Raw genomic sequence first — 25,592 nt, forward strand, 5'->3', positions numbered from 1 at the left:
CCGTCTCGGTCTCGTCTCGGTAACGAATGCGACCGGAAAGGGCGTCCCACAGCAATGATCTCCCTCAGCCTCTCCCACCTCGCCGACGTGCTCGGCGGGCGCCTCGTCGTCCGCGGCGAGGACACCCCCGACACTCGGGTCTCGGGCGTCGTCGACACCGACTCGCGCCTGATCGAACCCGGCGGGATCTTCGTCGCCAAGCCCGGTGAGACCACCGACGGTCATCTCTTCGTCGGCACCGCCGTCGAGCGGGGAGCCGCCCTCGCGATCGTCGAACGCGAGCTCGACGAGGCCGTGAGTCAGATCGTCGTTCCGGATGCCGTGGCCGCCCTCAGCGACCTGGCCCGCGACGTGGTGGCTCGGGTTCGCGAGACCGGCGAGCTCAAGATCGTCGGCATCACCGGATCCAACGGCAAGACGACCACCAAGAACCTCCTCGCCCGCATCCTCGAGGACGAGGGCGAGACGGTGGCGCCGCGCGCCTCGTTCAACAATGAGGTGGGCGCCCCCCTCACGATGCTGCGCGTCACCGAGGGCACCCGCTTCCTTGTGAGCGAGTTCGGCGCGAGCGCGCCCGGGGCCATCGCCCACCTCGCCGGGCTTGTCACCCCCGACATCGGCGTCGTGCTCATGGTGGGCATGGCCCACGCCGGCGGCTTCGGCGGCATCGAGTCGACGTTCCACGCCAAGAGCGAGCTGGTGAAGGCGACCCGCGAGGGCGGCCTCGCGGTGCTCAACGCCGACGACCCCCGCGTCGCCGCGATGGCGCCGATCGCGCGCGAGCGCGGGCAGGACGTGCGGTGGTTCGGTCGGGGCGAGCGGGCCGAGGTCCGGGCCGTCGACGTCGAGGTGTCGGCATCCGGCACCCGCGCCGATCTGCTGGTCGACGGAGAACCCTTCACCCTCACCCTGCGGGTGCTCGGCGAGCATCACGTGATGAACGCCCTCGCGGCCCTGGCCGCCGCCACCGCCCTCGGCGTGCCCGCGGCCGACGCGATCGCGCGCCTCGAGACCGTCGAGATCGCCGAGCGCTGGCGCATGCAGCCCCTCGGCTCCGATCGCGTGCGCATCATCAACGACGCGTACAACGCCAGCCCCGACTCGATGGCCGCAGCTCTGCGCACCCTCGCGCAGATCACCGGCCCCGACGAACGCACCGTCGCCGTGCTGGGTGCGATGAGCGAGCTGGGGGAGTACGCCGACGAGGAGCACGACCGGGTCGGGCTTCTGGCCGTGCGCCTGCGCATCCAGCGCATCGTCGTGATCGGCCCCGAGGCGCGCCGTATGTACCTCGAGGCGATCGCCCAGGGCTCGTGGGACGGCGAGGCGGTCTTCTTCGCCGACGCCGACGCGGCCTACGACTACCTTTCGACCGAACTGCGCGACGGTGATCGCGTGCTGGTGAAGTCGTCCAACTCGGCGGGGCTCCGGCACCTCGGCGACCGTCTGGGAGACTTGTTCGCGTGAGATCACTTCTGACTTCGGCTGCGATCTCGCTCGCCTTCACCCTTTTCCTCACCCCGGTCTTCCTCCGCTGGTTCCGCAAGTGGGGCTGGGGGCAGGTCATCCGCACCCCCGAGAACGTGCACAACCCCTCGCACGGTGCGAAGCGCGGCACGCCCACCATGGGCGGAACGATCTTCATCCTCGGCACGATGGTCGGATACTTCATCGGCTCGTACGCCGGGAACAACCCCCCGACCGTGTCGGGACTCCTCGTCCTCTGGCTCATGCTCGGTTTCGGTGTCGTCGGCTTCATCGACGACTACATGAAGATCCGTCAGCAGCGCAGTCTGGGGCTGTCGGGATGGCGCAAGATCGCCGGTCAGGTGATCGTCGCGGTGCCGTTCGCCATCGTCGCCCTGAACTTCCCCAACACCGTCGGGCAGACCGCCGCCTCGGGGTACGTCTCGGTGTTCCGTGACATCCAGCTGCTGTCGTTCTTCGCGCTCGGCCCGATCCTCGGGTGGCTGCTGTACCTGGCGTGGATCTCGCTGATCGGAACGGCCACCTCGAACTCCGTCAACGTGGCCGACGGCCTCGACGGCCTCGCCGCGGGCTCGGGCATCTTCGTCGTCGGCGCCTACAGCCTGATGGCGTTCTGGCAGAACAAGCAGGTCTGCGCCGATGTCCTCGACCCGACCGTGCAAGCCGGCTGCTACGCCGTGCGCGACCCGTTCGACCTGGCGATCGTGGGGGCGTCGTTCGTCGGCGCCCTGGTCGGATTCCTCTGGTGGAACGCCCCCAAGGCGAAGGTCTTCATGGGCGACTGCGGGTCGATGGCGATCGGTGGGGTGATCGCCGCCCTCGCGATCTTCACCCGCACCGAGCTCCTCCTCATCCTCATCGCCGGCGTCTACGTGATCGCCTCGGGATCGGTCATCCTTCAGCGGGCCTACTTCAAGGTGACCCGGGGCAAGCGCCTGTTCCTCATGAGCCCCCTGCACCACCACCTCGAGATGCGCGGGTGGCCCGAGGTCACCATCGTCGTGCGCATGTGGATCATCGCCGGTCTCCTCGCCGTCTCGGGCATCGGATTCTTCTACGTCGAATGGCTGTCCCGCGTATGACCGACCTCTCCACCCTGACCAGCTGGCACGCCGACTGGAAGGGCCTGCGCGTCGTCGTCCTCGGCCTGTCGGTCACCGGCTTCTCAGTCGCCGACACCCTCGCCGAGCTCGGCGCCGAGGTGCTCGTGGTGACGGAGAGAGCGGATGCCGAGTACTCGCGCCTGCTCCCGGTTCTGGGCGTGCGCCTGCACGAGGGTCCGCTCGACACCGTGCCCGCAGAGATGGCGGACTTCGCGCCCGAGGTGGTCGTGGCATCCCCCGGCTTCCCCCCGCACCACCCCGTGATCGCGTGGACGCAGGAGCGGGGCATCGCGCTGTGGGGCGACGTCGAGCTCGCCTGGCGCGTCCGTGACAAGGTGGTCCGCCCGGACGGGCGCCCCGCCGACTGGGTGCTCATCACCGGGACGAACGGCAAGACCACCACCACGCGTCTGACCGCCGAGATGCTCATGACGGCGGGTCAGCGGGCCGTTCCCGTTGGCAACATCGGCACTCCCGTGCTCGACGCCGTGCGCGACCCGGGTGGGTTCGACGTGTTCGTCGTCGAGCTCTCGAGCCACCAGCTCTGGTACCTGAACCAGCAGTCCGGACCCGACGCCCTCTCGCCGCACGCGGCCGTCTGCCTCAACCTCGCCGACGACCATCTCGAGTGGCACGGCGGCGCGGACGCGTACCGCGCGGCGAAGGCCGGCATCTACGCCCGCACGCGCGTGGCCTGCGTCTACAACAAGGCCGACGTCGCGACCCGCGAGATGGTCGAAGACGCCGAGGTCGTCGAGGGCGCGCGCGCCATCGGCTTCGATCTGGGGGTCCCCGGTCCGAGCGACCTCGGTGTGGTCGACGGCATCCTCGTCGATCGGGCCTTCCTCGAAGAGCGCGCCACCTCGGCCCTCGAACTGACGACGGTGGCGGACCTCGCCCAGCGCGGCCTCGCGGCTCCCCACATGGTCGCGAACATCCTCGCTGCCTCGGCCCTCGCACGCTCCCTCGGGGCCACGCCCGCGCACATCCACGACACGCTCGAACGCTTCCGGCTCGACCCGCACCGCATCCAGGTCGTCGGGGCGCACCTCGGAGTCACCTGGGTCGACGACTCGAAGGCGACGAACCCGCACGCGGCGGCCTCATCGCTCGCGGCGTACCCCGGCGCGGTGTGGGTGGTCGGCGGTCTGCTCAAGGGCGTCGACCTGAGCGACCTCGTGCGCGCTCGGGGTGCTTCGGTGCGGGCCGCGATCGTGATCGGCACCGAGCGTGACGAGATCGTGGCGGCGTTCGGGCGACACGCCCCGGCGGTGCCGCTGTTCGAGGTCGACCACGCTGAGACTGAAGACGTCATGGCCCAGGTCGTCGAACTGGCGGCGGGTGTGGCCCGGGAGGGAGACACCGTTCTCCTCGCTCCCGCGGCGGCGTCCTTCGATCAGTTCTCGTCCTACTCCGACCGCGGCGACCGCTTCGCCGAGGCGGTGCGGGCGTGGATCGCGGGCCGAGACGGAGAATCTCGACCGCACGACTGAGGGGACTCGCGTGACCACGACGGCACCTCGGCCGCGGCAGAGCCCCGATGAGCCCGCTCGCGCCGGCCTCGCCGCCCGCGTGTCTCTGGGCAGGGCGTTCCGGCCCGTGCCCAGCGAGTTCCTGCTCATCACCTCGGCGGCGCTCCTGCTCACCGGGTTCGGCCTGGTCATGGTGCTGTCGGCCACCTCGGCGCTCGACGGCGCGCAGAGCCCCTTCGACCATGTCCTCAAGCAGGCCGTCTTCGCCGTCATCGGCATCCCTCTGATGTTCGTGCTCAGCCGTGCTCCGCTGCGCTTCTGGAAGCGCATGGCGTGGCCGGCGCTGATCCTGGCGACCCTCTTCCAGTTGCTCGTGTTCACGCCGCTGGGCATCTCGGCGAACGGTAACCGCAACTGGATCAGCATCGCGGGCATCCAGGCGCAGCCGGCCGAGTTCCTCAAGCTCGCTCTCGCGCTGTGGCTGGGCTACGTCCTGTACCGCAAGCAGACGCTGCTGGGCGACTGGCGACACGTGTTCATCCCGATCGTTCCGGTCTTCGCCCTCGTGGTCGCCACCGTCATGGGCGGAAAAGACCTGGGTACGACGATGATCCTCGTGCTCGTCCTGCTCGGGGCGCTGTTCTTCTCGGGGGTGAAGCTGCGCATCTTCGTGCTGCCGGCCCTCGCTGCCCTCGGCGCGATCGCGTTGTTCGCCATCACGAGCGCCGACCGCATGCGCCGCATCATGAGCTTCCTCGACCAGGACTGCATCGCCAACTACCTCGGCGACTGCTACCAGCCGCTGCACGGCATCTGGGGGCTCGCCGCGGGCGGGATCTTCGGTGTGGGCCTGGGCAACTCGGCCGAGAAGTACGACTGGCTTCCCGCCGCGGCGAACGACTACATCTTCGCGATCGTGGGGGAGGAGATGGGGCTGATCGGCTGCATTGTCGTCCTCGCCCTCTTCGGTCTGTTCGCGGTCGGCGCCTTCCACATCATCCGCCGCACCGACGACCCCTTCGTCCGGATCGTCGCGGGCGGTGTGACCATCTGGATCGTCGGTCAGGCCATGATCAACGTCGCGGTCGTTCTCCGCGTGTTCCCGGTTCTCGGTGTGCCGCTGCCGTTCATGTCGCAGGGCGGAACCTCACTGCTGTCGGTGCTGATCGGGTGCGGTGTGCTGCTGTCGTGCGCGCGGACGCTTCCCGACCGTCGCGCGGCGGGCGAGACGCCTCCGCGGGCGGCGCGGCGGGCCGCGGCATCCGCCCGTCGACCGCGCGGCTGACGCTCGGGGGCGGCGAAGGAGCACCGCCCGATCTGGTTAGGGTCGAACGGTGACGACTTACCTCCTCGCCGGCGGCGGCACCGCCGGGCATGTGAACCCCCTGCTCGCGGTCGCCGACGGACTGCGCGCCCGCGACGCCTCGGCCGACGTGCTCGTGCTCGGCACGCGAGAGGGCCTCGAGTCGCGTCTCGTCCCGCTGCGTGGGTACGAACTGCTCACCGTCGCGAAGGTCCCCTTCCCACGACGCCCCAACGGGGCCGCCGCGGCGTTCCCGGTGCGCTTCCTGCGCGCCGTCGCGCACGTGCGCCGACTCATCCGCTCGCGCGGGGTCGACGTCGTCGTCGGTTTCGGGGGGTACGCGGCGGCGCCCGCCTACGTCGCGGCCCGCCGCGAGCACGTCCCCTTCGTGGTGCACGAGGCCAATGCCAAGCCGGGACTCGCGAACGTGCTGGGGGCGCGGGGCGCCGCGGGCGTCGGCGTCGCCTTCGAAGGCACCCCGCTGCGCGGTGCGAGAGAGGTCGGGATGCCGCTTCGCCGCGAGATCGTCGAGCTCGACGCTCCCGCTCTGCGTGCGGAGGCCGCCGCGCACTTCGGGCTCGACGCGCAGAAGCCGACGCTGCTGGTGTTCGGGGGGTCGCTCGGTGCGCTGCGGTTGAACACCGCGTTCGGCGGGGCCTGGCGCGACGTCCTCGACGCCGGTTGGCAGCTGCTGCACGTGACGGGACAGAACTCCGACCTGCCCGATCCGGGCGTCGAGGGCTATGCCGTCGTCCGGTACGTGGACCGCATGGACCTCGCCTTCGCTCTCGCCGACTTCGTGGTGTCGCGCTCGGGTGCCGCGACCGTCAGTGAGATCAACGCCCTCGGCATCCCCGCCGTGTACGTGCCTTACGCGGTCGGCAACGGCGAGCAGAGCCTGAACGCCGCCGCGGCCGTCCGTGCCGGGGCCGCGCTGCTCATCGCCGACGCCGATCTCACGCCCGACCGGGTCCGCGCCGAGATCGTCCCGCTGCTCGCCGACGAGGACCGGCGGACCGCGATGCGCGATGCGGCGGCGCGCACCGGCATCCGGACCGGGACCGAGAACGTGATCGCCCTCGTCGACCGGGCTCTCGCCCGCTGAGCCGCGCCCGGTCCCGTCGCGGCGCGTCCGCCCGCGGAGGCTCCGTCGGCCGCGCCCCCAGCGCGCCGGGGCCGACGCGCAGGATCGGCGACGTAAACTCGCAGACGCCATGATCAGACCCGACCTGAGCCTCCCCATCCCCGAGACCATCACCTCCGCGCACTTCATCGGCGTGGGGGGATCGGGCATGTCCGGACTCGCCCGCATGTTCCTCGACCGCGGTATCCGGGTCTCCGGCTCCGACCGTTCCGACAGTGCCGCCCTGCGCGACCTCGCCGCCCGCGGCGCGACCGTGCACGTCGGGCACGACGCCGCCCACCTGGGCGACGCCGACACCGTCGTCCACACGGGTGCGATCTGGCCCGAGAACCCCGAGTTCGTCACCGCCAGAGAGCGCGGGCTGCACGTGATCCACCGCTCGCAGGCGCTGCACTGGCTCATCGGCGGTCGTCGCCTCGTCTCGGTCGCGGGTGCCCACGGCAAGACCACCTCGACCGGCATGATCGTGACCGCCCTGCGCGCCCTCGAGGTCGACCCGACCTTCGTCAACGGCGGTGTCATCGCCGACCTCGGCGCGTCCAGCGGAACCGGCTCCGACGACCTCGTCGTGATCGAGGCCGACGAGTCCGACGGCACGTTCGAGCTCTACGACACCTCGGTCGCGCTCATCACCAACGTCGACCCCGACCACCTCGACCACTACGGCTCGCGCGACGCATTCGACGCGGCCTTCGCCCGCTTCGCGAACGCCGCCCGTGAGGCCGTCGTGATCTCGGCCGACGATCCCGGCGCGCGTTCCGTGCGCGAGCGCATCACCCACGCGAACGTCGTCACGTTCGGCGAGGACGCCGCAGCCGACCTCCGCCTCAGCGGCATCCGCACCGACGGACCCGTCGCCTTCACCCTCTCCGCCGACGGCGAGAGCGTCGACGTGCACCTGCGGGTGCCGGGCGCCCACAACGCGGTCAACGCCGCCGGCGCGGTCGCCGTGCTGCGCGTGCTCGGGCACTCGCTGTCCGATGCGGCACGCGCGGTCGAGGGCTTCGGCGGCACGGTCCGCCGTTTCGAGCTGCACGGCGTGCAGCAGGGCGTCAGCGTGTACGACGACTACGCGCACCACCCGACCGAGGTCGCCGCGGCGCTGTCCGCGGCGCGAACGGTCGTGGGCGAGGGGCGCATCATCGCGATCCAGCAGCCCCACACGTACTCGCGCACGCAGGAGATGTACCGCGAGTTCGCCGAGGTGCTCGAGTCGCACGCCGACCACACCGTCATGCTCGACGTGTACGGGGCCCGTGAAGACCCGGTGCCCGGGGTCACCGGAGAGCTCGTCAGCGGCGCGTTCGCCGATCCGTCCCACGTGCACTACGTCCCCGACTGGCAGGCGGCGGCCGATTACACGGCTCGGATCGCCCGACCGGGTGACTACGTCATCACCCTCGGGTGCGGCAACGTCTACCAGATCATCCCCCAGGTGCTCGAGGCGCTGTCCCGCACCGAGGCCGCGGCGGTCTGACCGTGGAGCGGCCGTCGCCCCTGCCGTCCTCGCCGGAGTCCGCTCGCCGTGCGAAGGCTGCTCGGGCCTCGATGCCCCGGCAGACGGCATCCGTCGACGAGACCTCCGCGGTCGACACCCGAGCGCGTCCGCTCGACGGCGGCTTCGCCGCGGAGGATCCGGATGCCGGGGGAGCGGGGCTGCGCGATGTGTGGCGGGCCTCGCGGGCCCGGCGGCGGGCGCTCTCCGCGGAGGTGCGCCGCTTCACGGTGCGCCAGCGGCGTCGTCGGAACATCTGGATCGGTGTGATCTCGGCGTTCCTCGTCATGGGCCTCGGTACGGCGGGCGTGGCGTACAGCCCGCTCTTCGCCGTCGAGAAGATCGACGTGGTCGGCACCTCGCAGCTCGACCCGGCGGCGGTGTCCGCCGCCCTGGGCGACCAGGTCGGCGTCCCGCTCGCGATGGTCGACGACAGCGCCGTGAAGGCGGCGCTCGTGCGCTTCCCGCTCGTGGAGTCGTACACCCTCGAGGCGCGCCCGCCCCACGACCTCGTGGTGCGCATCGTCGAGCGGACCCCCATCGGCGCCATGCAGTCCGCGGCGGGTTTCACGGTGGTGGATGCCGCCGGGGTGGCGCTGTCGACGACGCCCGACGCCCCCGCCGGTCAGCCCGTGCTCGACATCGCCGGCGGAACGGATTCGGCGGCCTTCCGCGCCGCGGGTCGCGTGGTGCGCTCCCTGCCGGATGCCGTGCGGGCGCAGGTGACGGCCGTATCGGCCTCGACGCCCGACGACGTGACGCTGACGCTCGGCGCGTCGGGGTCGAAGGTCGTGTGGGGGAGCGCCGACCGCTCGGCCGAGAAGGCGGTGGTGCTCGACCGCTTGATGCAGAAGAGCCCGCCGGACAAGGCCAAGGAGTACGACGTGACGTCGCCCGAGGCGGGCGTCGTCCGCTGATCTTCGAGGCGATGTTCCAACACGCCGCGTGTCGGGCGGGCGGGGTCGGATCCGCCGCCTACCTTCGAGCTAAGGAATTGCATACCGGGCAATTCTTTAACCCTCAACATGAGGTTTAAAGTTTCGGGTTCGGGGACAAACGGAGGCCGGCATGAGCCACAACCAGAACTACCTCGCCGTGATCAAGGTCGTCGGTGTGGGCGGGGGCGGCGTCAACGCTGTCAACCGCATGATCGAGCTCGGCCTTCGCGGCGTGGAGTTCATCGCGATCAACACCGACGCGCAGGCGCTGCTGATGAGCGACGCCGACGTCAAGCTCGACGTCGGTCGTGAGCTCACCCGCGGCCTCGGCGCCGGCGCCGATCCCGAGGTCGGCCGACGCGCCGCCGAGGATCACGCCGAAGAGATCGAAGAGGCGCTCCGCGGCGCCGACATGGTCTTCGTCACCGCGGGTGAGGGCGGCGGAACCGGCACCGGCGGCGCCCCCGTCGTCGCCAAGATCGCCAAGTCGATCGGCGCCCTGACCATCGGTGTCGTGACCAAGCCCTTCTCGTTCGAGGGCCGTCGTCGCCAGAGCCAGGCCGAGGGCGGGGTGCAGCGCCTGAAAGAAGAGGTCGACACCCTCATCGTCGTCCCGAACGACCGCCTGCTCGAGATCAGCGACCGCGGCATCTCGATGATCGAGGCGTTCGCCACGGCCGACCAGGTGCTGCTCGCCGGTGTCCAGGGCATCACCGACCTCATCACGACCCCCGGTCTCATCAACCTCGACTTCGCCGACGTCAAGTCGGTCATGCAGGGGGCCGGCTCCGCACTCATGGGCATCGGCTCGTCCCGTGGCGCCGACCGAGCGATCAAGGCCGCCGAGCTCGCCGTCGAGTCCCCGCTCCTCGAGGCCTCGATCGAGGGTGCGCACGGCGTGCTGCTGTCGATCCAGGGTGGCTCGAACCTCGGCATCTTCGAGATCAACGACGCCGCCCAGCTGGTGAAGGAGGCCGCGCACCCCGAGGCCAACATCATCTTCGGTACGGTCATCGACGACACGCTCGGCGACGAGGTGCGGGTCACCGTCATCGCCGCCGGTTTCGATGGGGGAGAGCCCTCGCTTCGGATCGACGCGGTCGGCGCCCAGCGCCCGGTCTCGGCGCCCGTCGTGCCCGTCATCGCCGCCGACGACGTCGCCCGCGACCTCGACGCGGCCGAGGAGCAGAAGGCGGCGACCGAGCGCGCGCCCGAGCGTCGCCCCGAGCCGGCACCCGTCACGGCCCGCGTGCCCGAGACCTCGTACGACGGCGGCTACGCCGACGACGACCTCGACGTGCCCGACTTCCTGAAGTAAGAACCAACGGTACGACGAGCGGGTCCGGTGTCCACCGGGCCCGCTCTCGTCGTCGAAGGAGCAGCATGGACACCGCCCTTGCCGAGCGACTCGCCGCCGTCGACGAGCGAATCCGAGACGCCGCCCGCGCCGCGCACCGCGACCCCGGCGAGATCACCCGCATCGTGGTCACGAAATTCCACCCGGCATCCCTCGTCACCGAACTGCACGCGCTGGGAGTCCGGCACGTGGGCGAGAACCGGCAACAGGAACTCACGGCCAAACGCGCGGAGCTCGACGGGCTCGCGGATCTCACCTGGCACTTCATCGGCCAGGCCCAGACCAACAAGGCGCGCGCGGTGCGGGCGGGAGCGGATGCCGTTCACTCGGTCGACCGATCCCGCATCGCCGACGCGCTGCACGCCGCCGGCGCCGAGGGCGACCTCCTCGACGTCCTCGTGCAGGTGAACCTCACCGACGACCCCGGTCGCGGGGGAGTCGTCCCCGACGCCGTCGAAGAACTGGCCGCCCACGTGGCGGGGCTGTCGACCCTGCGGCTGCGCGGGGTGATGGCCGTCGCTCCACTCGACGAAGAACCCGCTCGCGCGTTCGAGCGACTGCACCGTTGCGCCGACGCGGTGCGCTCCGTCGTCCCCGACGCGCGGTGGATCTCGGCGGGCATGACCGGCGATTTCCCCGAGGCGATCGCAATGGGCGCGACACACCTGCGGATCGGCTCCGCAATCACGGGCCCGAGGCCCCCGCGCGACTAGCCTCGGACCAGACGAGCGAACGGAGGATGCGATGTCGAACCCCCTCAAGAAGACGATGGTGTACCTGGGCCTCGCCGACGAGGAAGATACCTATGAGGAGACGGCGCCGCAGCCCATCGCGCGCAAGCAGCCCACAGCTGCTGCTCCCCTCGAGAAGGCCGCGCCGGTGACCCCCCTGCACCGTCCCGCCGTGGTGCGCCAGCCCGCGGCCGGACCCGTGAGTGAGATCCTCACGGTGCACCCCAAGCAGTATCGCGACGCGCAGACGATCGCCGAGAACTTCCGCGAGGGAATCCCGGTCATCATCAACCTGTCGCAGATGAGCGACGCCGACGCGCGTCGCCTGATCGACTTCGCGAGCGGACTCTCGCTCGGGCTGTACGGACGCATCGAGCGGGTGACGAGCAAGGTGTTCCTGCTCTCGCCCGAGAACATCGCCGTCTCCGGCGACGGTGCGATCGCGCAGGCCGATCCCGAGGCTGCGCCCTTCGCGTCCCAGTAACAGTGGCCGTTCTGAGCCTCGTCGGCTCCATCCTCAGTGCGGTCCTGTTCATCTTCATCGTGCTGCTGCTCGCGCGCCTCGTGCTCGAGTACATCCCGATGTTCAACCGGGAGTGGCGCCCTCGCGGCGTCACCCTCGTGTTGGCAGAGATCGTCTACACCGTGACGGACCCGCCCATCAAGCTGATCCGTCGCTTCATCCCCCCCCTGCGCATCGGGGGGATCGCGATCGATTTCGGTTTCGCGATCGTGATGTTCGTCTGCTTCATGCTGTTGAGCGTGACGCGGTCCCTCGCGGCCGTGTGACGCCCCGCCGCCGCTTCTGCACCCGTGATCTTCGACACCGGTGGAGGGCGGCGGCTATGCTGTTCCGAAGCGGTACGCCCCGGTGCGACACCCCCACAGTTCCGACATCAGAGCTCTCGAAAGAGGAAACACCATGGCACTGACCCCCGATGACGTCGTCACCAAGCAGTTCCAGCACGTGCGCTTCAAGGAGGGCTTCGACCCCGACGAGGTCGACGACTTCCTCGACGAGATCGTCGTCGAGTGGCGCAAGACGATCGCCGAGAACGAAGAGCTGAAGACCAAGCTCGCGGCGTACGAGTCCGGCGAGGCCGCTCCGGCCGCCGCCGAAGCCCCCGCCGAGGCCCCCAAGGTCGAAGAGCCGGTCGTCGCCGAGACGCCCGCTCCGGCACCCGTCGCCTCCACCCCGTCGCACGACGCCGAGCCCGCCGCCCAGAGCGCCGGCATCATCGAGCTCGCGCAGCGTCTGCACGACGAGCACGTCGCCGAGGGTAAGGCCCAGCGCGACCAGCTCATCGGCGAGGCGCAGGCCCAGGCGGCATCCATCGTCGCCGAGGCCGAGCAGAAGGGCCGCGAAGAGCGCGCCCGTCTCGAGAAGGAGCGCACCACGCTCGAGGGTCGCATCACCGAGCTGCGCAATTTCGAGCGCGACTACCGCTCGCAGCTGCGTTCGTACATCGAGGGTCAGCTCCGCGACCTCGACACCACCGCGACGTCCTCGGGCTCGACGCCGGTGTCGGCGATCGGTCTGTAGGCCGACTCTTTGCGCAGTCGACCTCCTCTGCGTACGGCGGCGGCCGGCGTCACCATCGCGATTCTCGCGGTGCTGGTGCTGGCCGCCGACCAGTTTGCGAAGAACGCCGCGATCGCCGCTCTCCCCTCGGAGCGCGTGGTCCCGATCATCGGCGACTTCCTGCAGTTCTATCTCGTCCGTAACCCCGGTGCGGCGTTCTCGCTCGGCGAGGGCGTCACGTGGGTGTTCACGATCGCCCTCGCGGTCGTCGCGTGCGTGATCGTCTACCTCGGCGTCCGTCGCGTGCGTTCGCGTCTGTGGGCAGTCGTTCTGGGGCTGCTCCTCGGCGGTGTGCTGGGCAACCTCACCGACCGCCTCATCCGCGAACCCGGCTTCCCCGTGGGGCACGTCGTGGACTTCATCTCGACACCCTGGATGATGCCCGCGATCTACAACGTCGCGGACATGTTCATCGTCACGATGATGATCTCGGTGGCGGTCCTCGTGCTGTTCGGGCTGAAGCTCGACGGCTCGCGCGAGACCAAGGCGTCCCGAGCCGCGGCGGAGTCCGCCGACGGCGCGGTCGATGCTCCGGCCGACCCGGGCGCCCGCTGACATGGAGTCGCGGAGCCTGCCCGTCCCCGACGGGCTCGACGGGACGCGTATCGACCAGGGTCTGGCCAAGATGCTCGGGTTCTCCCGCACGTTCGCGGCCGAGGTCGCCGACGCGGGCGGGGTGAGCGTCGACGGTCGGGTGGCCGGGCGCTCCGATCGTCTGCGCGCCGGCACCTGGCTGAACGTCGAGTGGGAGCCCAAGCGCGAACCCGAGATCGTGCCGGTCGCGGTCCCCGACCTCGGGATCGTGCACGACGACGACGACATCGTCGTGGTCGACAAGCCCGCGGGCGTCGCCGCGCACCCCTCCGTGGGGTGGGACGGTCCGACCGTGCTCGGGGCCCTCGCCGCGGCCGGATTCCGCATCGCCACGAGCGGCCCCGCCGAGCGGCGCGGCGTCGTGCACCGCCTCGACGCGGGGACGAGCGGGCTCATGGTGGTCGCCAAGACCGAGCGCGCGTACACGCTGCTCAAGAGCGCCTTCAAAGAGCGCGAGGTCGACAAGATCTACCACGCTGTCGTGCAGGGGCACCCGGACCCGCTCGCCGGCACCATCGACGCGCCGATCGGGCGGCATCCGCACCACTCGTGGAAGTTCGCCGTGACCCCGGACGGCAAGGACTCGGTGACCCACTACGAGACGCTCGAGGCCTTCCCTCGCGCCTCTCTGCTCGAGATCCACCTCGAGACCGGCCGCACCCATCAGATCCGCGTGCACATGGCGGCGCACCGGCACCCCTGCGCCGGAGACCCGCTGTACGGCGCGGACCCGACCCTGTCCGCGCGCCTCGGGCTGACGCGGCAGTGGCTGCACGCGCATCGCCTGGCGTTTACGCACCCCGGCACGGGGGAATGGGTCGAGTTCGAATCGCCCTACCCGGCGGATCTGGCGCACGCCCTCGAGCTGCTCGGCGACGGGGCCTGAGAGCGCCCCTCCGCGACGATCGGCGGAGGGGATGCCACCACCCGGCGACGCGCCCGGGTCGGCGCGTCGAACTGGGCGCGGGCTGCGAACTTCAGCGGTCGATGTCGGAGGCCGAACGTAGACTCGACCCGTGGCAGCTGACTCCTTCGTTCACCTTCACGTGCACAGCGAGTATTCGATGCTCGATGGCGCGGCCCGCATCGGTCCGATGGTCCAAGAGGCCGTCAAACAGGGCATGCCGGCCATCGCCGTGACCGACCACGGCAACACGTTCGCGGCCTACGAGTTCTACAAGACGGCGAAAGACGCCGGCATCAAGCCGATCATCGGCATCGAGGCCTACGTCACCCCCGGAACCCACCGTTCCGACAAGACCCGTGTCCGCTGGGGTACTCCCGAGCAGCAGAGCGACGACGTCTCGGGTTCGGGCGCGTACACGCACATGACCCTGCTGTCCGAGACCACGCAGGGCATGCACAACCTCTTCCGCCTGTCGTCCAAGGCGAGCATGGAGGGCTACTACTTCAAGCCCCGCATGGACCGCGAACTGCTGCAGACCTACAGCAAGGGCCTCATCGCGACGACCGGGTGTCCCTCGGGCGAAGTGCAGACGCGTCTGCGCCTCGGGCAGTACGAGGCCGCCCGGGCCGCCGCCGCCGAGTTCCAGGACATCTTCGGCAAAGACAACTACTTCGCCGAGATCATGGACCACGGTCTGTCGATCGAGCGGCGCGTCATGGGCGACCTGCTGAAGCTGTCGAAAGATCTCGGCATCCCGTTGCTCGGCACGAACGACCTCCACTACACGCACCAGCACGACGCGACGAGTCACGCCGCCCTGTTGTGCGTGCAGTCGGGCTCGACGCTCGACGACCCGAAGCGCTTCAAGTTCGACGGCGACGGCTACTACGTCAAGTCACCCGCCGAGATGCGCCAGGTGTTCCGCGACCACCCCGAGGCGTGCGACAACACGCTGCTGATCGCCGAGCGCTGCGACGTCGAGTTCGACACCTCCGCCAACTACATGCCGCGGTTCCCCGTCCCCGAGGGCGAGACCGAGGGCAGCTGGATGATCAAAGAGGTCGAGAACGGCCTCAACGACCGGTACCCCGGGGGCATCCCCGACGCCGTGCGCAAGCAGGCCGAGTACGAGACCGACGTCATCCTGCAGATGGGATTCCCGGGCTACTTCCTCGTCGTCGCCGACTTCATCAACTGGGCCAAGCGCAACGGCATCCGCGTCGGCCCGGGTCGTGGTTCGGGTGCCGGGTCGATGGTCGCGTACGCGATGAAGATCACCGACCTCGACCCCCTGCAGCACGGCCTGATCTTCGAGCGGTTCCTCAACCCCGACCGCGTCTCCATGCCCGACTTCGACGTCGACTTCGACGACCGTCGCCGCGGCGAGGTCATCCAGTACGTCACCGAGAAGTACGGCGACGAGCGCGTCGCGCAGATCGTGACCTACGGCACGATCAAGGCCAAGCAGGCCCTGAAGGACGCCGGTCGCGTGCTGGGCTTCCCCTTCAGCATGGGCGACCGCCTCACCAAGGCCATGCCCCCGGCCGTGATGGGCAAGGACATGCCGCTCGACGGCATGTTCAACCCCGAGCACCCGCGGTACAAAGAGGCGAGCGAGTTCCGCACCCTCATCGAGACCGACGCCGAAGCCAAGACGGTGTTCGACACCGCCCTCGGGCTCGAGAACCTGAAGCGCCAGTGGGGCGTGCACGCCGCCGGCGTCATCATGTCGAGCGAGCCGCTCATCGACATCATCCCGATCATGCGCCGCGAGCAGGACGGCCAGATCGTCACGCAGTTCGACTACCCGGCGTGCGAGTCGCTCGGTCTGATCAAGATGGACTTCCTGGGGTTGCGAAACCTCACGATCATCAACGATGCGCTCGACAACATCGAGGCCAACCGCGGCCACCCCCTCGTGCTCGAAGACCTCGACCTCGACGACGCGGCGTCGTACGAGCTGCTCGCGCGCGGAGACACGCTCGGGGTGTTCCAGCTCGACGGCGGGCCCATGCGCTCGCTCCTGCGCCTCATGAGACCCGACAACTTCGAGGACATCTCGGCGGTGCTCGCGCTCTACCGCCCGGGCCCGATGGGCGTGAACTCGCACATCAACTACGCGCTGCGCAAGAACAAGCAGCAAGAGATCGAGCCGATCCACCCCGAGCTCGAAGAGCCTCTCGCCGACATCCTCGACACCACCTACGGCCTGATCGTCTACCAGGAGCAGGTGATGGCGGTCGCCCAGCGCGTCGCCGGGTACACCCTCGGTCAGGCCGACCTCTTGCGTCGCGCGATGGGTAAGAAGAAGAAGAGCGAGCTCGACAAGCAGAAAGAGATCTTCTTCGGCGGTATGACCGAGCGCGGGTTCGGCGACGTCGCGCAGCAGACGCTCTGGAAGGTGCTCGAGTCGTTCGCCGACTACGCCTTCAACAAGGCGCACACCGCGGCCTACGGGCTCGTGTCGTACTGGACGGCCTACCTCAAGGCGCACTACCCGGCCGAGTACATGGCCGCCCTGCTCACGAGCGTCGGGGACTCGAAGGACAAGATGGCGGTCTACCTCAACGAGTGCCGCCGCATGGGCATCAAGGTGCTCCCGCCCGACGTCAACGAGTCGATCCGGTACTTCGCGGCCGTCGGCGAAGACATCCGCTTCGGCCTCGGCGCCGTCCGCAACGTGGGCACCAACGTCGTCGACGGGATCGTGGCGTCACGGCAAGAGGCCAAGTACACGTCGTTCCACGACTTCCTCGCGAAGGTCCCCGCGCACGCGGCGAACAAGCGCACCGTCGAGTCGCTCATCAAGGCCGGGGCGTTCGATTCGCTCGGGTCCACGCGCCGTGCGCTCATCGAGGTGCACGAAGACGCCTGCGAGGGCGCCGTGATCGACAAGAAGCGCGAGGCGAACGGCGAGGTCGGCTTCGACTTCGACTCGCTGTGGGACGAACCCCAACAGGTCGTCAAGGTGCCCGAACGGCCCGAGTGGACCAAGAAGGACAAATTGGCGTTCGAGCGAGAGATGCTCGGCCTGTACGTGTCCGACCACCCGTTGGCCGGTCTCGAGGTGCCCCTCGCGAAGCACGCGTCCACCTCGATCCACGACCTGCTCGCTTCCGAAGACGTGCAGGACGGCGACCAGGTGACGGTCGCCGGTCTGCTGACGAGCGTGCAGCACCGCGTCGCGAAGCAGAGCGGAAACCCCTACGGCATGGTCACCGTCGAGGACTTCAACGGCGAGGTGACCGTGATGTTCATGGGCAAGACCTACGCGGAATTCGCTCCGATCCTGCAGGGCGATTCGATCCTCGTGGTCCGCGGACGCGTCTCGCGTCGCGACGACGGACTCAACCTGCACGCCCAGAGCGCCTTCGCCCCCGACCTCGAAGGCCTCGACGACGCGGGCGGACTCACCCTCGTCGTTCCCGAGCAGCGCGCGAACGAGGCGCTCGTCGGCGAGCTCGCGCAGATGCTGCAACGTCACTCCGGATCGACCGAGGTCGTCCTCAAGTTGCACAAAGGCGGCTCCGCCAAGGTGTTCGAGGTGCCGATGCCCGTTCGCGTGACCGCCGACCTGTTCGGCGAGCTCAAGGGCCTCCTCGGCCCGAACTGCCTCGGTTGACCCGCGCGCCCCCGCGGCGCGTTTCAACCCCAGCTCGTTCTGGACACCCCCTGGTTAGGATGACCGGGCGCTTGCCGCCCTCCGAAAGGACCACCGTGACCGATTCGACCCCCCACGACGGCTTCACGCCCACCGACCCCGATCGCCTCGACGGCCCCCGTGTCGACGAGAGCGCGCCCTCCGAACCCACCGGTGCCCGCCGACAGGGCACGGGCGATCGCGCCGCCGACGCGGGCGACACCTTCACCCACGACACCGGCGCCGTCGATGCCGGGTCCCGCGGTGCCTCTCTTCCGGCCGCGGCGCACGCCAACGCCCACACGGGTAGCCGTCCCGTCGTCGACGGCCGTGACGCCCGCCCGAACTACGGTGTCGGTCCGTTCTCGGTCCGGGAGGTCGCCCTGCTCGGCATCTGGGTCGTCGCGTTCCTCGTCTCGTTCTTCCGCACTAACATCCTCGAGTCCGGTTCGAGCGTCCTGATCGGCGGGGCGAACGTCTGGCTCTCGGGCCTGTGGTGGATCCCCGCGATCGCCCTGCCGACCGTCGCCGTGGGACTGGTGGTGCTCCGTCGCCTCTCCCCGCAGGGCATCCGCCGCGTCGGCTCGCTCGGCATCGACCAGTTCGCCTCGGTCGCGTTCACGATCTCCGCCCTCGTGTGGGTCTCGTGGGTGTGGGACGCCGTCGCCGTGTACGCCTCGAACACCGTCTGGACGCGTTCCTGGGTCATCTGGGTCGAGGCCGTCCTGCTGCTGGCGGGTGTGGTCCTCACGGTCTTCGCGCCTTTCATCCCGCCGTTCTCCGCCGACTTCCGCGACCGTGAAGAAATCCCCGCTCATCGCAACGCGCGACCCATCCGCCCGGTCGTCGCGCGCCCGCGCACGCCCCGCACGCCCTCGACCCCGGGCTCCGCGCGTGCCGCCGCCGCCCACTCGAGCGCCCACGTCGACGCGGATGCCCCTACGCCCGGCACCTACACCGGCTCGACCGACCTGGCGCACGACCCCGCGCCCGCGACGAGCGTGCTCCCCGCTCACTCCGACGCCAACGACACCGACGTCTTCGCGCCGCTGCGCGCCGATGACGATCGTGACGACGCGGACGCTCATGACGACCACTCGCGCTGGGCTGCCCCGGCCGGCGACGAGCCCACGGCCGAGCAGCGTGCCGCGCACGACGACCACCCGCACGCGCAGGCGTTCTGGGCGCTGGCTCCCGAGGAGCGCGAGATCGTCGACGACTACGGCACGCCGATCTTCCGGATTGGGCCGACGGCGTGGGCGCTCGTGATCGAGGATCGCGGCGAGACGTTCGTCGTCCGTCACGACGACGGCCGCATCGGTTACCTGCACGACGTCTCCGGCGTCACGCGCGGCTGAGCAGAGCCTGCGAGCCGCCCGCCCCGCGCGAGGCGGCTCGCAGGCGCCGGTAGCCTTGAAGACATGCTTCGCACGATCGATCTCCGCGGCCGCGTGCTCTCGCCGGCCGAGTTCCTGGCCGTCGTCCCGCGGGCCGACGCCGCGCGCGACGAGGCCCTCGCCACCGCGGCGCGTCTCGTCGACGACGTCGCGCGCCGGGGCGAAGAAGCACTCCGCGAGCAGGCCGCCCGTTTCGACCGGGTGAGCGACCACGCCCTCCGCGTGCCCGCGGACCACCTCGATGAGGCACTGCGCGATCTCGATCCCGGCATCCGTGCCGCTCTGGACGAGGCGATCGTGCGCGTGCGCAAGGCCTCCGCCGCCCAGGTGCCCGCGCCGGTCGTCACCGAACTCGGCGAGGGTGCGCGCGTGACGCAGCGGTGGCAGCCGGTGCGACGCGTCGGACTCTACGTCCCGGGTGGCAAGGCCGTGTACCCCTCGAGCGTCGTGATGAACACCGTGCCCGCGCAGGTCGCGGGTGTGCGCGAGGTCGCCCTCGCATCCCCGCCGCAGGCGGCGTTCGGCGGCCGCGTGCACCCCGTCATCCTGGCCGCCGCCAAGCTCCTGGGTGTCACCGAGGTCTACGCGATGGGGGGAGCGGGTGCCATCGGCGCCTTCGCCTACGGGGTGGCCGAGATCGGGCTCGACCCGGTCGACGTCGTGACCGGGCCCGGCAACAACTTCGTCGCCTCCGCCAAGCGCGCCGTGGCCGGTCGCGTCGGCACCGACTCCGAGGCCGGGGCGACCGAGATCCTCGTCGTCGCCGACGACAGTGCGGTCCCCGCTCTCGTCGCGGCCGATCTCGTCAGCCAGGCCGAGCACGACGAGCAGGCCTCGGCCGTGCTGGTCACCGACTCCGTCGACGTGGCAGAGGCCGTCCGGGCCGCACTGCCCGAGCGCGTCGCCGCGACCCGCCACACCGAGCGCGTGACGGCGGCGTTCCACGGGCCGCAGTCGGCGGTCGTCCTGGTCGACGACCTCGCCCAGGCGACAGCGTTCAGCAACGCCTACGCCCCCGAGCACCTCGAGCTGCACCTCGCCGACCCTCGTCCCGAGGATTTCGTGAACGCCGGGGCCGTGTTCGTCGGCCCGTACACGCCGGTCAGCCTCGGCGACTACCTCGCCGGCAGCAACCACGTGCTCCCGACCGGGGGACAGGCGCGGTACGGAGCGGGGTTGTCGGCGGCGACCTTCCTGCGCCCGCAGCAGGTCGTCGAGTACGACCGAGAGGCCCTCGCCCGGGTGCGCGACGCCATCGTCACCCTGGCCGACGCCGAAGCGCTCCCCGCGCACGGCGAGGCCGTGACCGCGCGCTTCGACGCGTAGTCTGGCGGCGTCATGCACTGTCCCTTCTGCCGCAACCCGGACTCCCGCGTCATCGACTCGCGCACCAGCGACGACGGCCTCAGCATCCGTCGCCGTCGCCAGTGCCCGAAGTGCGGGGGGCGCTTCTCGACCGTCGAGACCGCGAGTCTCAACGTGATCAAGCGCTCCGGGGTCGTCGAGCCGTTCAGTCGCGAGAAGGTGATGTCGGGCGTCCGCAAGGCGTGCCAGGGGCGACCGGTGACCGACGCCGACCTGGCAGTGCTCGCCCAGCAGGTCGAAGAGAACATCCGCCAGACCGGCTCGTCGCAGATCGAGGCGAACGAGATCGGCCTGTCGATCCTCGGCCCGCTGCGAGAGCTCGACGAGGTCGCTTACCTGCGCTTCGCCAGCGTCTACCAGGCGTTCGATTCGCTCGACGACTTCGACGCCGCGATCGCGCAGCTGCGCGCCGACCACGCGGAGCGTTCCTCCGGGCGGGCCGGCGAGTCCGACCCGGTCCAGTAATCTGGCGGGGATGTATCCCCTTCTCTTCCGTACGGTCCTGACCCGCTTCGATCCCGAGTTCGCGCACCATCTGGGCGCCCTCGTCATCCGTGTCGCGGGCGTGGAGCCGGTGGCATCCCTCGTCCGTCGCTTCACGGCGCCCGCGCCCGCGCAGCGCGTGCACGCTCTGGGACTGACGTTCGATTCGCCGTTCGGCGTCGCCGCGGGCTTCGACAAGAACGTCACGATGGTCGGCGGCCTCGGCGCCCTCGGCTTCGGTCACGTTGAGGTGGGGACGATCACCGCCCTCGCGCAGCCCGGCAACCCGCGGCCCCGCCTGTTCCGGCTCGTCGCCGACCGCGCGGTGATCAACCGCATGGGTTTCAACAACGACGGAGCGGTCGCCGCCGCGGCGAAGCTGCGCCGCCTGCGACGAGCCCGTCGGCGCCCGGTGATCGGGGTGAACATCGGCAAGAGTCGTGTGGTCGCCGTCGACGACGCCACGACCGACTACGTCCGCAGTGCCCGTCTGCTGGCTCCGCTCGCCGACTACCTCGTCGTCAACGTGTCCTCGCCGAACACGCCCGGTCTACGCGGCCTGCAGGCGGTCGAGACGCTGCGTCCGTTGCTGACGGAGGTGCGGGATGCCGCGGGCGACACGCCCCTGCTCGTGAAGATCGCTCCGGACCTCGATGACGCCGAGGTGCAGGACATCGCGCGTCTCGCCGTGGATGCCGGACTCTCGGGGATCATCGCGACCAACACGACGATCGCGCGCACGGGACTTTCGACCGATGCCGCGAAGGTCGAGGCGATGGGCGCCGGTGGACTGTCGGGGGCGCCGCTCAAGGCCCGCGCCGCCGAGGTGCTGCGGCTGGTGCGCGCCGCGGTGCCGGAGGAGTTCGTCGTCATCTCGGCCGGGGGAGTGGAGACCGCCGACGACGTCCGCGAGCGTCTCGCGGCCGGGGCGACGCTCGTGCAGGGGTACACCGGGTTCTTGTACCGCGGTCCGCTGTGGGCCCGGCAGATCAACCGCGGTCTCGCTCGCGCCCGCTGAGGCTCCGCCGCGCGGTCGCGCACACGCAGAAGCGGCGCGCCCGAAGGCGCGCCGCTTCGTCGAAGAGGGACCGGGTCAGACCGGGTACTGTCCGCGCTTGACCTGGGCCTTGGGCAGGCGCATGAAGCGCATCTGGACGGTGCGCATCGCGGCGTACCAGCCGAGGCCCTTCTCGAGTCGGCCTTCGCCGAACTTCTCTTTGGCGGCCCGCTTGATGCGGATCGAGGTGATGATCATGTCGCCGACGACGAAGAGGATGAAGATCCACAGCGCGACGAACGACCAGTACTGGAAGAACGACACGGGGATCAGGGTCGCCACGATGACGAGGATCATGAACGGCATCACGCCCTCGCCGAGGTGCCAGCCGGCGTCGACGAAGTCGCGGGCGAAGCGGCGCTGCGGGCCGCGGTCGCGGACGGGCAGGTACTTTTCTTCACCGGCGGCCATGCCGATGCGGGCCTTCTCGCGTTGAGCGGCGAGCTCTGCGCGTGCGCGGGCCTTGGCCTCTTTGGTGTCGGGCACGAGGGGGCGCTTGCGGGCGGCCTCCTGCTCGGCGCGCGACGGGGTCGCGCGGCCCTTGCCCGAACCGAGCTCCGTCGGCTCGACGGGGGTGTCGTTGGGTGCGGGTGCGGGGGACTTGGCCACGGGAAACCTCGGTGCTTCACTGATCGGGAGATTTAAGATTACCCGCATGACCCTCGACCTGTCCCGGCAGGACGCTGTGCAAAAAGCAGCGGACGCCGGCATCCCCTCCGCCCTCTCCGACCTCGGCTCCCTCGTTCGCATCCCCTCGATCGCGTGGCCGGCCTTCGACCAGTCCGCGCTCGTGAAGAGCGCCGACGCCGTGGCCGCCCTCCTCGAGGGCACCGGCGTCTTCGACGCGGTCGAGGTCAAGCGCGCGGCGATCCCCGGAACCGACGAGTTCGGCCAGCCCGCCGTGCTCGCAACCCGTGCGGCCCGCAACGGGCGCCCGACCGTGCTGCTGTACGCACACCACGACGTGCAGCCTCCCGGAGACGAGGCGCTCTGGGACTCGCCGCCGTTCGAGCCGACCGTCCGCGACGGGCGTCTCTACGGCCGGGGGGCCGCCGACGACAAGGCCGGCATCATGGCCCACGTGGGCGCCATCCGCGCCGTGTCCGAGGTCCTCGGCGACGACCTCGACCTCGGCCTCGCCGTCTTCATCGAGGGGGAGGAGGAGTACGGCTCGCGCTCCTTCGGCCAGTTCCTCGCCGACAACGCCGAGGTGCTCCGCTCGGACGTCATCGTCGTGGCCGACTCGGGGAACTGGGACGAGCGCACCCCCGGCCTCACCGTCTCTCTCCGCGGAAACGCGCGCTTCACCCTGACCGTCCGCACCCTCGAGCACGCGTCCCACTCCGGGATGATGGGCGGAGCGGTCCCGGATGCCATGCTCGCCACCGTCAAGCTCCTCGCGACCCTGTGGGACGACGACGGCGCCGTCGCGGTCGAGGGCCTCGCGGTGCGAGACGCCGAGACCCCGGACTACGACGAGGCGACGCTGCGCGCGGAGTCCGGCCTCCTCGAGGGCGTGCGCCCGATCGGGCGCGGCTCGATCCTCAGCCGCATCTGGAACAAGCCGTCCATCACGATCACCGGATGGGATGCCACCCCGGTCGAGGCGGCATCCAACACCCTCTCCCCACAGACGAGCGTCGTCATCAGCGCGCGGGTCGCTCCCGGGCAGGACGCGCAGGAGGCTTTCGCCGCGGTCGAGGCGCACCTGCGCGCGCACGCCCCCTTCGGTGCGCAGCTCGAGTTCACCGACGTCGACTGCGGCGACTCCTTCCTGGTCGACACCAGCGGATGGGCCGTCGAAGAGGCTCGTGCCTCCTTCGCGGACGGATACGGCGTCGACTCGGTCGACGTCGGCATCGGGGGATCGATCCCGTTCATCTCGGACCTCGTCCGCGAGTTCCCCGAGGCGCAGATCCTCGTGACCGGGGTCGAGGACCCGCACGCGCGGGCGCACAGCCCGAACGAGTCGCTGCACCTCGAGACCTTCCGCAACGCGCTCGTCTCGGAGGCGCTGCTGCTGGCCCGCCTCAACGCGCGGACGCTCTGATCGAGGCCGCGGGGGCGGGACGGGCGTAGACTCGACTCGTCCCCGCGACCGAACAACCCGAAGGGCATCGCCATGACCGACACCACACTGTCGTCCTCCGCCGAGACCCGCGAGCACGGCGTCGGCCTGACCGCGGCCGCCTCCGACAAGGTGAAGAGCCTGCTGTCGCAGGAGGGTCGCGACGACCTGCGCCTGCGCGTCGCCGTCCAGCCCGGCGGCTGCTCCGGCCTCATCTACCAGCTGTACTTCGACGAGCGTTACCTCGACGGTGACAAGGTCGTCGACTTCGACGGCGTCGAGGTGATCGTCGACGACATGAGCGTCCCGTACCTCGACGGCGCGAACATCGACTTCAAGGACACGATCTCGGAGCAGGGCTTCACGATCGACAACCCGAACGCCCAGGGTTCCTGCGCGTGCGGAGACAGCTTCCACTGACCCCCTGACGCCGTTCTCCGGCGCCACGTCGAGAGCCCCCGGAATCCCGGATCACACCGCGGAATCCGGGGGTTCTCGATGTCTCGGCACTGGACGAATGGCCTGAGAACGGTGAGAGGTTGCTCTAGACTGTCAGAGCAACATCCACGACCCGGAAAGGTGCATTGTGCCCTCCAAACGTCGCCTTCGCTGGGCAGCGCTTCCCCTCGGCATCGCCTCTGTAGCGCTCCTCTCCGGCTGCACCACGACCCAGCTCCACGGCTTCCTGCCTGGCTTCGTCGATGACGGCCCGGCCGCCACGAACCACACCGACATGGTCGCAGGTCTCTGGGTCAACTCGTGGATCGTGCTCCTCGCGGTGGGTGTCATCACCTGGGGTCTCATGCTCTGGTCGGTCATCGCGTACCGCCGCCGCAAGGGCCAGTCCGGGCTCCCGGTCCAGCTGCGCTACAACATGCCGGTCGAGATTTTCTACACGGTCGTGCCGCTGATCCTCGTCGTGGGCTTCTTCGCCTTCACGGCGCGTGACCAGAACACGCTCGAGACGCAGTACGACAACCCCGACGTCTCCATCACCGCCTATGGCAAGCAGTGGGCGTGGGACTTCCAGTACAACGGCACGAAGGAAGACAACTCCGACGCCGTGTACTCCATGGGTGTGCAGGCCAAGGCCACGTCCGACGGTTACGACCTCCAGGACGTCCCGACGCTGTACCTGCCGGTGAACAAGACGGTGAAGATCGACCTCCGCTCGCGCGACGTCATCCACTCCTTCTGGATCATCGACTTCCTCTACAAGAAAGACATGTACATCGGTCGCGACAACGAGTGGTCGTTCACGCCCACTCGTGAAGGCACGTACGAGGGCAAGTGCGCGGAGCTCTGCGGTGAGTACCACTCCGCCATGCTCTTCAACGTCAAGGTCGTCAGCGAAGACGAGTACAACAACTACCTCGACTCGCTGCGCCGTGCCGGCGACGTGGGTGACATCAGCGACCTGTCGCGTCTGCAGAACCTGACGACGGCCGGTACCGAAGGGAACGAGTGA

Annotated in this window: 23 protein-coding genes; 22 read left to right on the forward strand and 1 reads right to left on the reverse strand. The window is 69.9% G+C overall.

The window, feature by feature from the left end:
• The first annotated feature begins 54 nt into the window (after positions 1 to 54).
• The 19 genes from murF (at position 55) to ASE56_RS09490 (ending at position 22,017) form a co-directional block, all read left to right on the forward strand.
• Complete coding sequence (gene murF / locus ASE56_RS09400; protein WP_056227726.1) at positions 55 to 1,467, forward strand: UDP-N-acetylmuramoyl-tripeptide--D-alanyl-D-alanine ligase; 1,413 nt, start codon at positions 55 to 57, stop codon at positions 1,465 to 1,467.
• Positions 1,464 to 2,570 carry a phospho-N-acetylmuramoyl-pentapeptide-transferase gene (gene mraY, locus ASE56_RS09405; RefSeq protein WP_056227729.1) on the forward strand — a complete coding sequence of 369 codons (1,107 nt, stop codon included), beginning with the start codon at positions 1,464 to 1,466 and terminating at the stop codon, positions 2,568 to 2,570. Before murF ends, mraY begins: the two co-directional genes overlap by 4 nt.
• Entirely contained in the window at positions 2,567 to 4,084 is a 1,518-nt protein-coding gene (gene murD, locus ASE56_RS09410) for a UDP-N-acetylmuramoyl-L-alanine--D-glutamate ligase (RefSeq protein WP_056227732.1), read from the forward strand. The genes mraY and murD overlap by 4 nt, the downstream gene beginning before the upstream one ends.
• 10 nt (positions 4,085 to 4,094) lie before the next feature.
• On the forward strand, positions 4,095 to 5,348 hold the full coding sequence (ftsW, locus tag ASE56_RS09415) for a putative lipid II flippase FtsW (RefSeq protein ID WP_056227735.1): 1,254 nt from the start codon (positions 4,095 to 4,097) through the stop codon (positions 5,346 to 5,348).
• Between the two features lie 49 nt (positions 5,349 to 5,397).
• Positions 5,398 to 6,471, forward strand: coding sequence for a glycosyltransferase (locus ASE56_RS09420; RefSeq protein WP_056227738.1), 1,074 nt, complete (start codon positions 5,398 to 5,400; stop codon positions 6,469 to 6,471).
• A gap of 109 nt (positions 6,472 to 6,580) precedes the next feature.
• Complete coding sequence (murC, locus tag ASE56_RS09425) at positions 6,581 to 7,987, forward strand: UDP-N-acetylmuramate--L-alanine ligase (protein ID WP_056227740.1); 1,407 nt, start codon at positions 6,581 to 6,583, stop codon at positions 7,985 to 7,987.
• Positions 7,988 to 8,058: 71 nt separating this feature from the next.
• Positions 8,059 to 8,922, forward strand: coding sequence for an FtsQ-type POTRA domain-containing protein (locus tag ASE56_RS09430; protein WP_082450367.1), 864 nt, complete (start codon positions 8,059 to 8,061; stop codon positions 8,920 to 8,922).
• 151 nt (positions 8,923 to 9,073) lie between these two features.
• On the forward strand, positions 9,074 to 10,261 hold the full coding sequence (ftsZ, locus tag ASE56_RS09435) for a cell division protein FtsZ (RefSeq protein WP_056227747.1): 1,188 nt from the start codon (positions 9,074 to 9,076) through the stop codon (positions 10,259 to 10,261).
• Between the two features lie 65 nt (positions 10,262 to 10,326).
• The gene (locus ASE56_RS09440) at positions 10,327 to 11,013 is read left to right on the forward strand and encodes a YggS family pyridoxal phosphate-dependent enzyme (RefSeq protein ID WP_056227750.1); all 687 of its coding nucleotides are present in this window, start codon (positions 10,327 to 10,329) and stop codon (positions 11,011 to 11,013) included.
• A 31-nt stretch (positions 11,014 to 11,044) separates the two neighbouring features.
• Positions 11,045 to 11,515 carry a cell division protein SepF gene (locus tag ASE56_RS09445; RefSeq protein ID WP_056227752.1) on the forward strand — a complete coding sequence of 157 codons (471 nt, stop codon included), beginning with the start codon at positions 11,045 to 11,047 and terminating at the stop codon, positions 11,513 to 11,515.
• A gap of 2 nt (positions 11,516 to 11,517) precedes the next feature.
• Positions 11,518 to 11,820: a YggT family protein gene (locus ASE56_RS09450; RefSeq protein WP_056227755.1), complete on the forward strand. Its 303-nt coding sequence runs from the start codon at positions 11,518 to 11,520 to the stop codon at positions 11,818 to 11,820.
• A gap of 133 nt (positions 11,821 to 11,953) precedes the next feature.
• On the forward strand, positions 11,954 to 12,574 hold the full coding sequence (locus ASE56_RS09455; protein WP_056227760.1) for a DivIVA domain-containing protein: 621 nt from the start codon (positions 11,954 to 11,956) through the stop codon (positions 12,572 to 12,574).
• Between the two features lie 9 nt (positions 12,575 to 12,583).
• Positions 12,584 to 13,168, forward strand: coding sequence for a signal peptidase II (lspA, locus tag ASE56_RS09460; protein WP_056227763.1), 585 nt, complete (start codon positions 12,584 to 12,586; stop codon positions 13,166 to 13,168).
• Between the two features lies 1 nt (position 13,169).
• On the forward strand, positions 13,170 to 14,093 hold the full coding sequence (locus ASE56_RS09465; protein WP_056227766.1) for an RluA family pseudouridine synthase: 924 nt from the start codon (positions 13,170 to 13,172) through the stop codon (positions 14,091 to 14,093).
• Between the two features lie 130 nt (positions 14,094 to 14,223).
• A complete protein-coding gene (gene dnaE, locus ASE56_RS09470; RefSeq protein ID WP_082450368.1) occupies positions 14,224 to 17,736 on the forward strand; it encodes a DNA polymerase III subunit alpha in 3,513 nt (1,170 codons plus the stop codon).
• 95 nt (positions 17,737 to 17,831) lie between these two features.
• On the forward strand, positions 17,832 to 19,112 hold the full coding sequence (locus ASE56_RS17735) for a hypothetical protein (protein ID WP_056227769.1): 1,281 nt from the start codon (positions 17,832 to 17,834) through the stop codon (positions 19,110 to 19,112).
• A gap of 63 nt (positions 19,113 to 19,175) precedes the next feature.
• Positions 19,176 to 20,477: a histidinol dehydrogenase gene (hisD, locus tag ASE56_RS09480; protein WP_056227771.1), complete on the forward strand. Its 1,302-nt coding sequence runs from the start codon at positions 19,176 to 19,178 to the stop codon at positions 20,475 to 20,477.
• A 12-nt stretch (positions 20,478 to 20,489) separates the two neighbouring features.
• On the forward strand, positions 20,490 to 20,981 hold the full coding sequence (gene nrdR / locus ASE56_RS09485) for a transcriptional regulator NrdR (protein ID WP_056227775.1): 492 nt from the start codon (positions 20,490 to 20,492) through the stop codon (positions 20,979 to 20,981).
• A 10-nt stretch (positions 20,982 to 20,991) separates the two neighbouring features.
• Positions 20,992 to 22,017: a quinone-dependent dihydroorotate dehydrogenase gene (locus tag ASE56_RS09490; protein WP_056227780.1), complete on the forward strand. Its 1,026-nt coding sequence runs from the start codon at positions 20,992 to 20,994 to the stop codon at positions 22,015 to 22,017.
• 75 nt (positions 22,018 to 22,092) lie between these two features.
• Here the strand turns inward: ASE56_RS09490 and ASE56_RS09495 are convergent, their stop codons facing one another.
• Positions 22,093 to 22,665: a DUF3043 domain-containing protein gene (locus ASE56_RS09495; RefSeq protein ID WP_056227784.1), complete on the reverse strand. Its 573-nt coding sequence runs from the start codon at positions 22,663 to 22,665 to the stop codon at positions 22,093 to 22,095.
• Between the two features lie 46 nt (positions 22,666 to 22,711).
• Here ASE56_RS09495 and ASE56_RS09500 point away from each other — a divergent pair, with 46 nt between their 5' ends.
• The 3 genes from ASE56_RS09500 to coxB all read left to right on the forward strand — a co-directional run bounded on the left by ASE56_RS09500 (position 22,712) and on the right by coxB (position 25,592).
• On the forward strand, positions 22,712 to 24,106 hold the full coding sequence (locus tag ASE56_RS09500) for a dipeptidase (RefSeq protein ID WP_056227788.1): 1,395 nt from the start codon (positions 22,712 to 22,714) through the stop codon (positions 24,104 to 24,106).
• Positions 24,107 to 24,178: 72 nt separating this feature from the next.
• A complete protein-coding gene (gene erpA, locus ASE56_RS09505; RefSeq protein WP_056227791.1) occupies positions 24,179 to 24,544 on the forward strand; it encodes an iron-sulfur cluster insertion protein ErpA in 366 nt (121 codons plus the stop codon).
• A 166-nt stretch (positions 24,545 to 24,710) separates the two neighbouring features.
• On the forward strand, positions 24,711 to 25,592 hold the full coding sequence (gene coxB, locus ASE56_RS09510) for a cytochrome c oxidase subunit II (RefSeq protein WP_081349657.1): 882 nt from the start codon (positions 24,711 to 24,713) through the stop codon (positions 25,590 to 25,592).

Origin of the sequence: Microbacterium sp. Leaf203 (genome assembly GCF_001421275.1) — a bacterium.
Classification (GTDB): domain Bacteria; phylum Actinomycetota; class Actinomycetes; order Actinomycetales; family Microbacteriaceae; genus Microbacterium; species Microbacterium testaceum_A.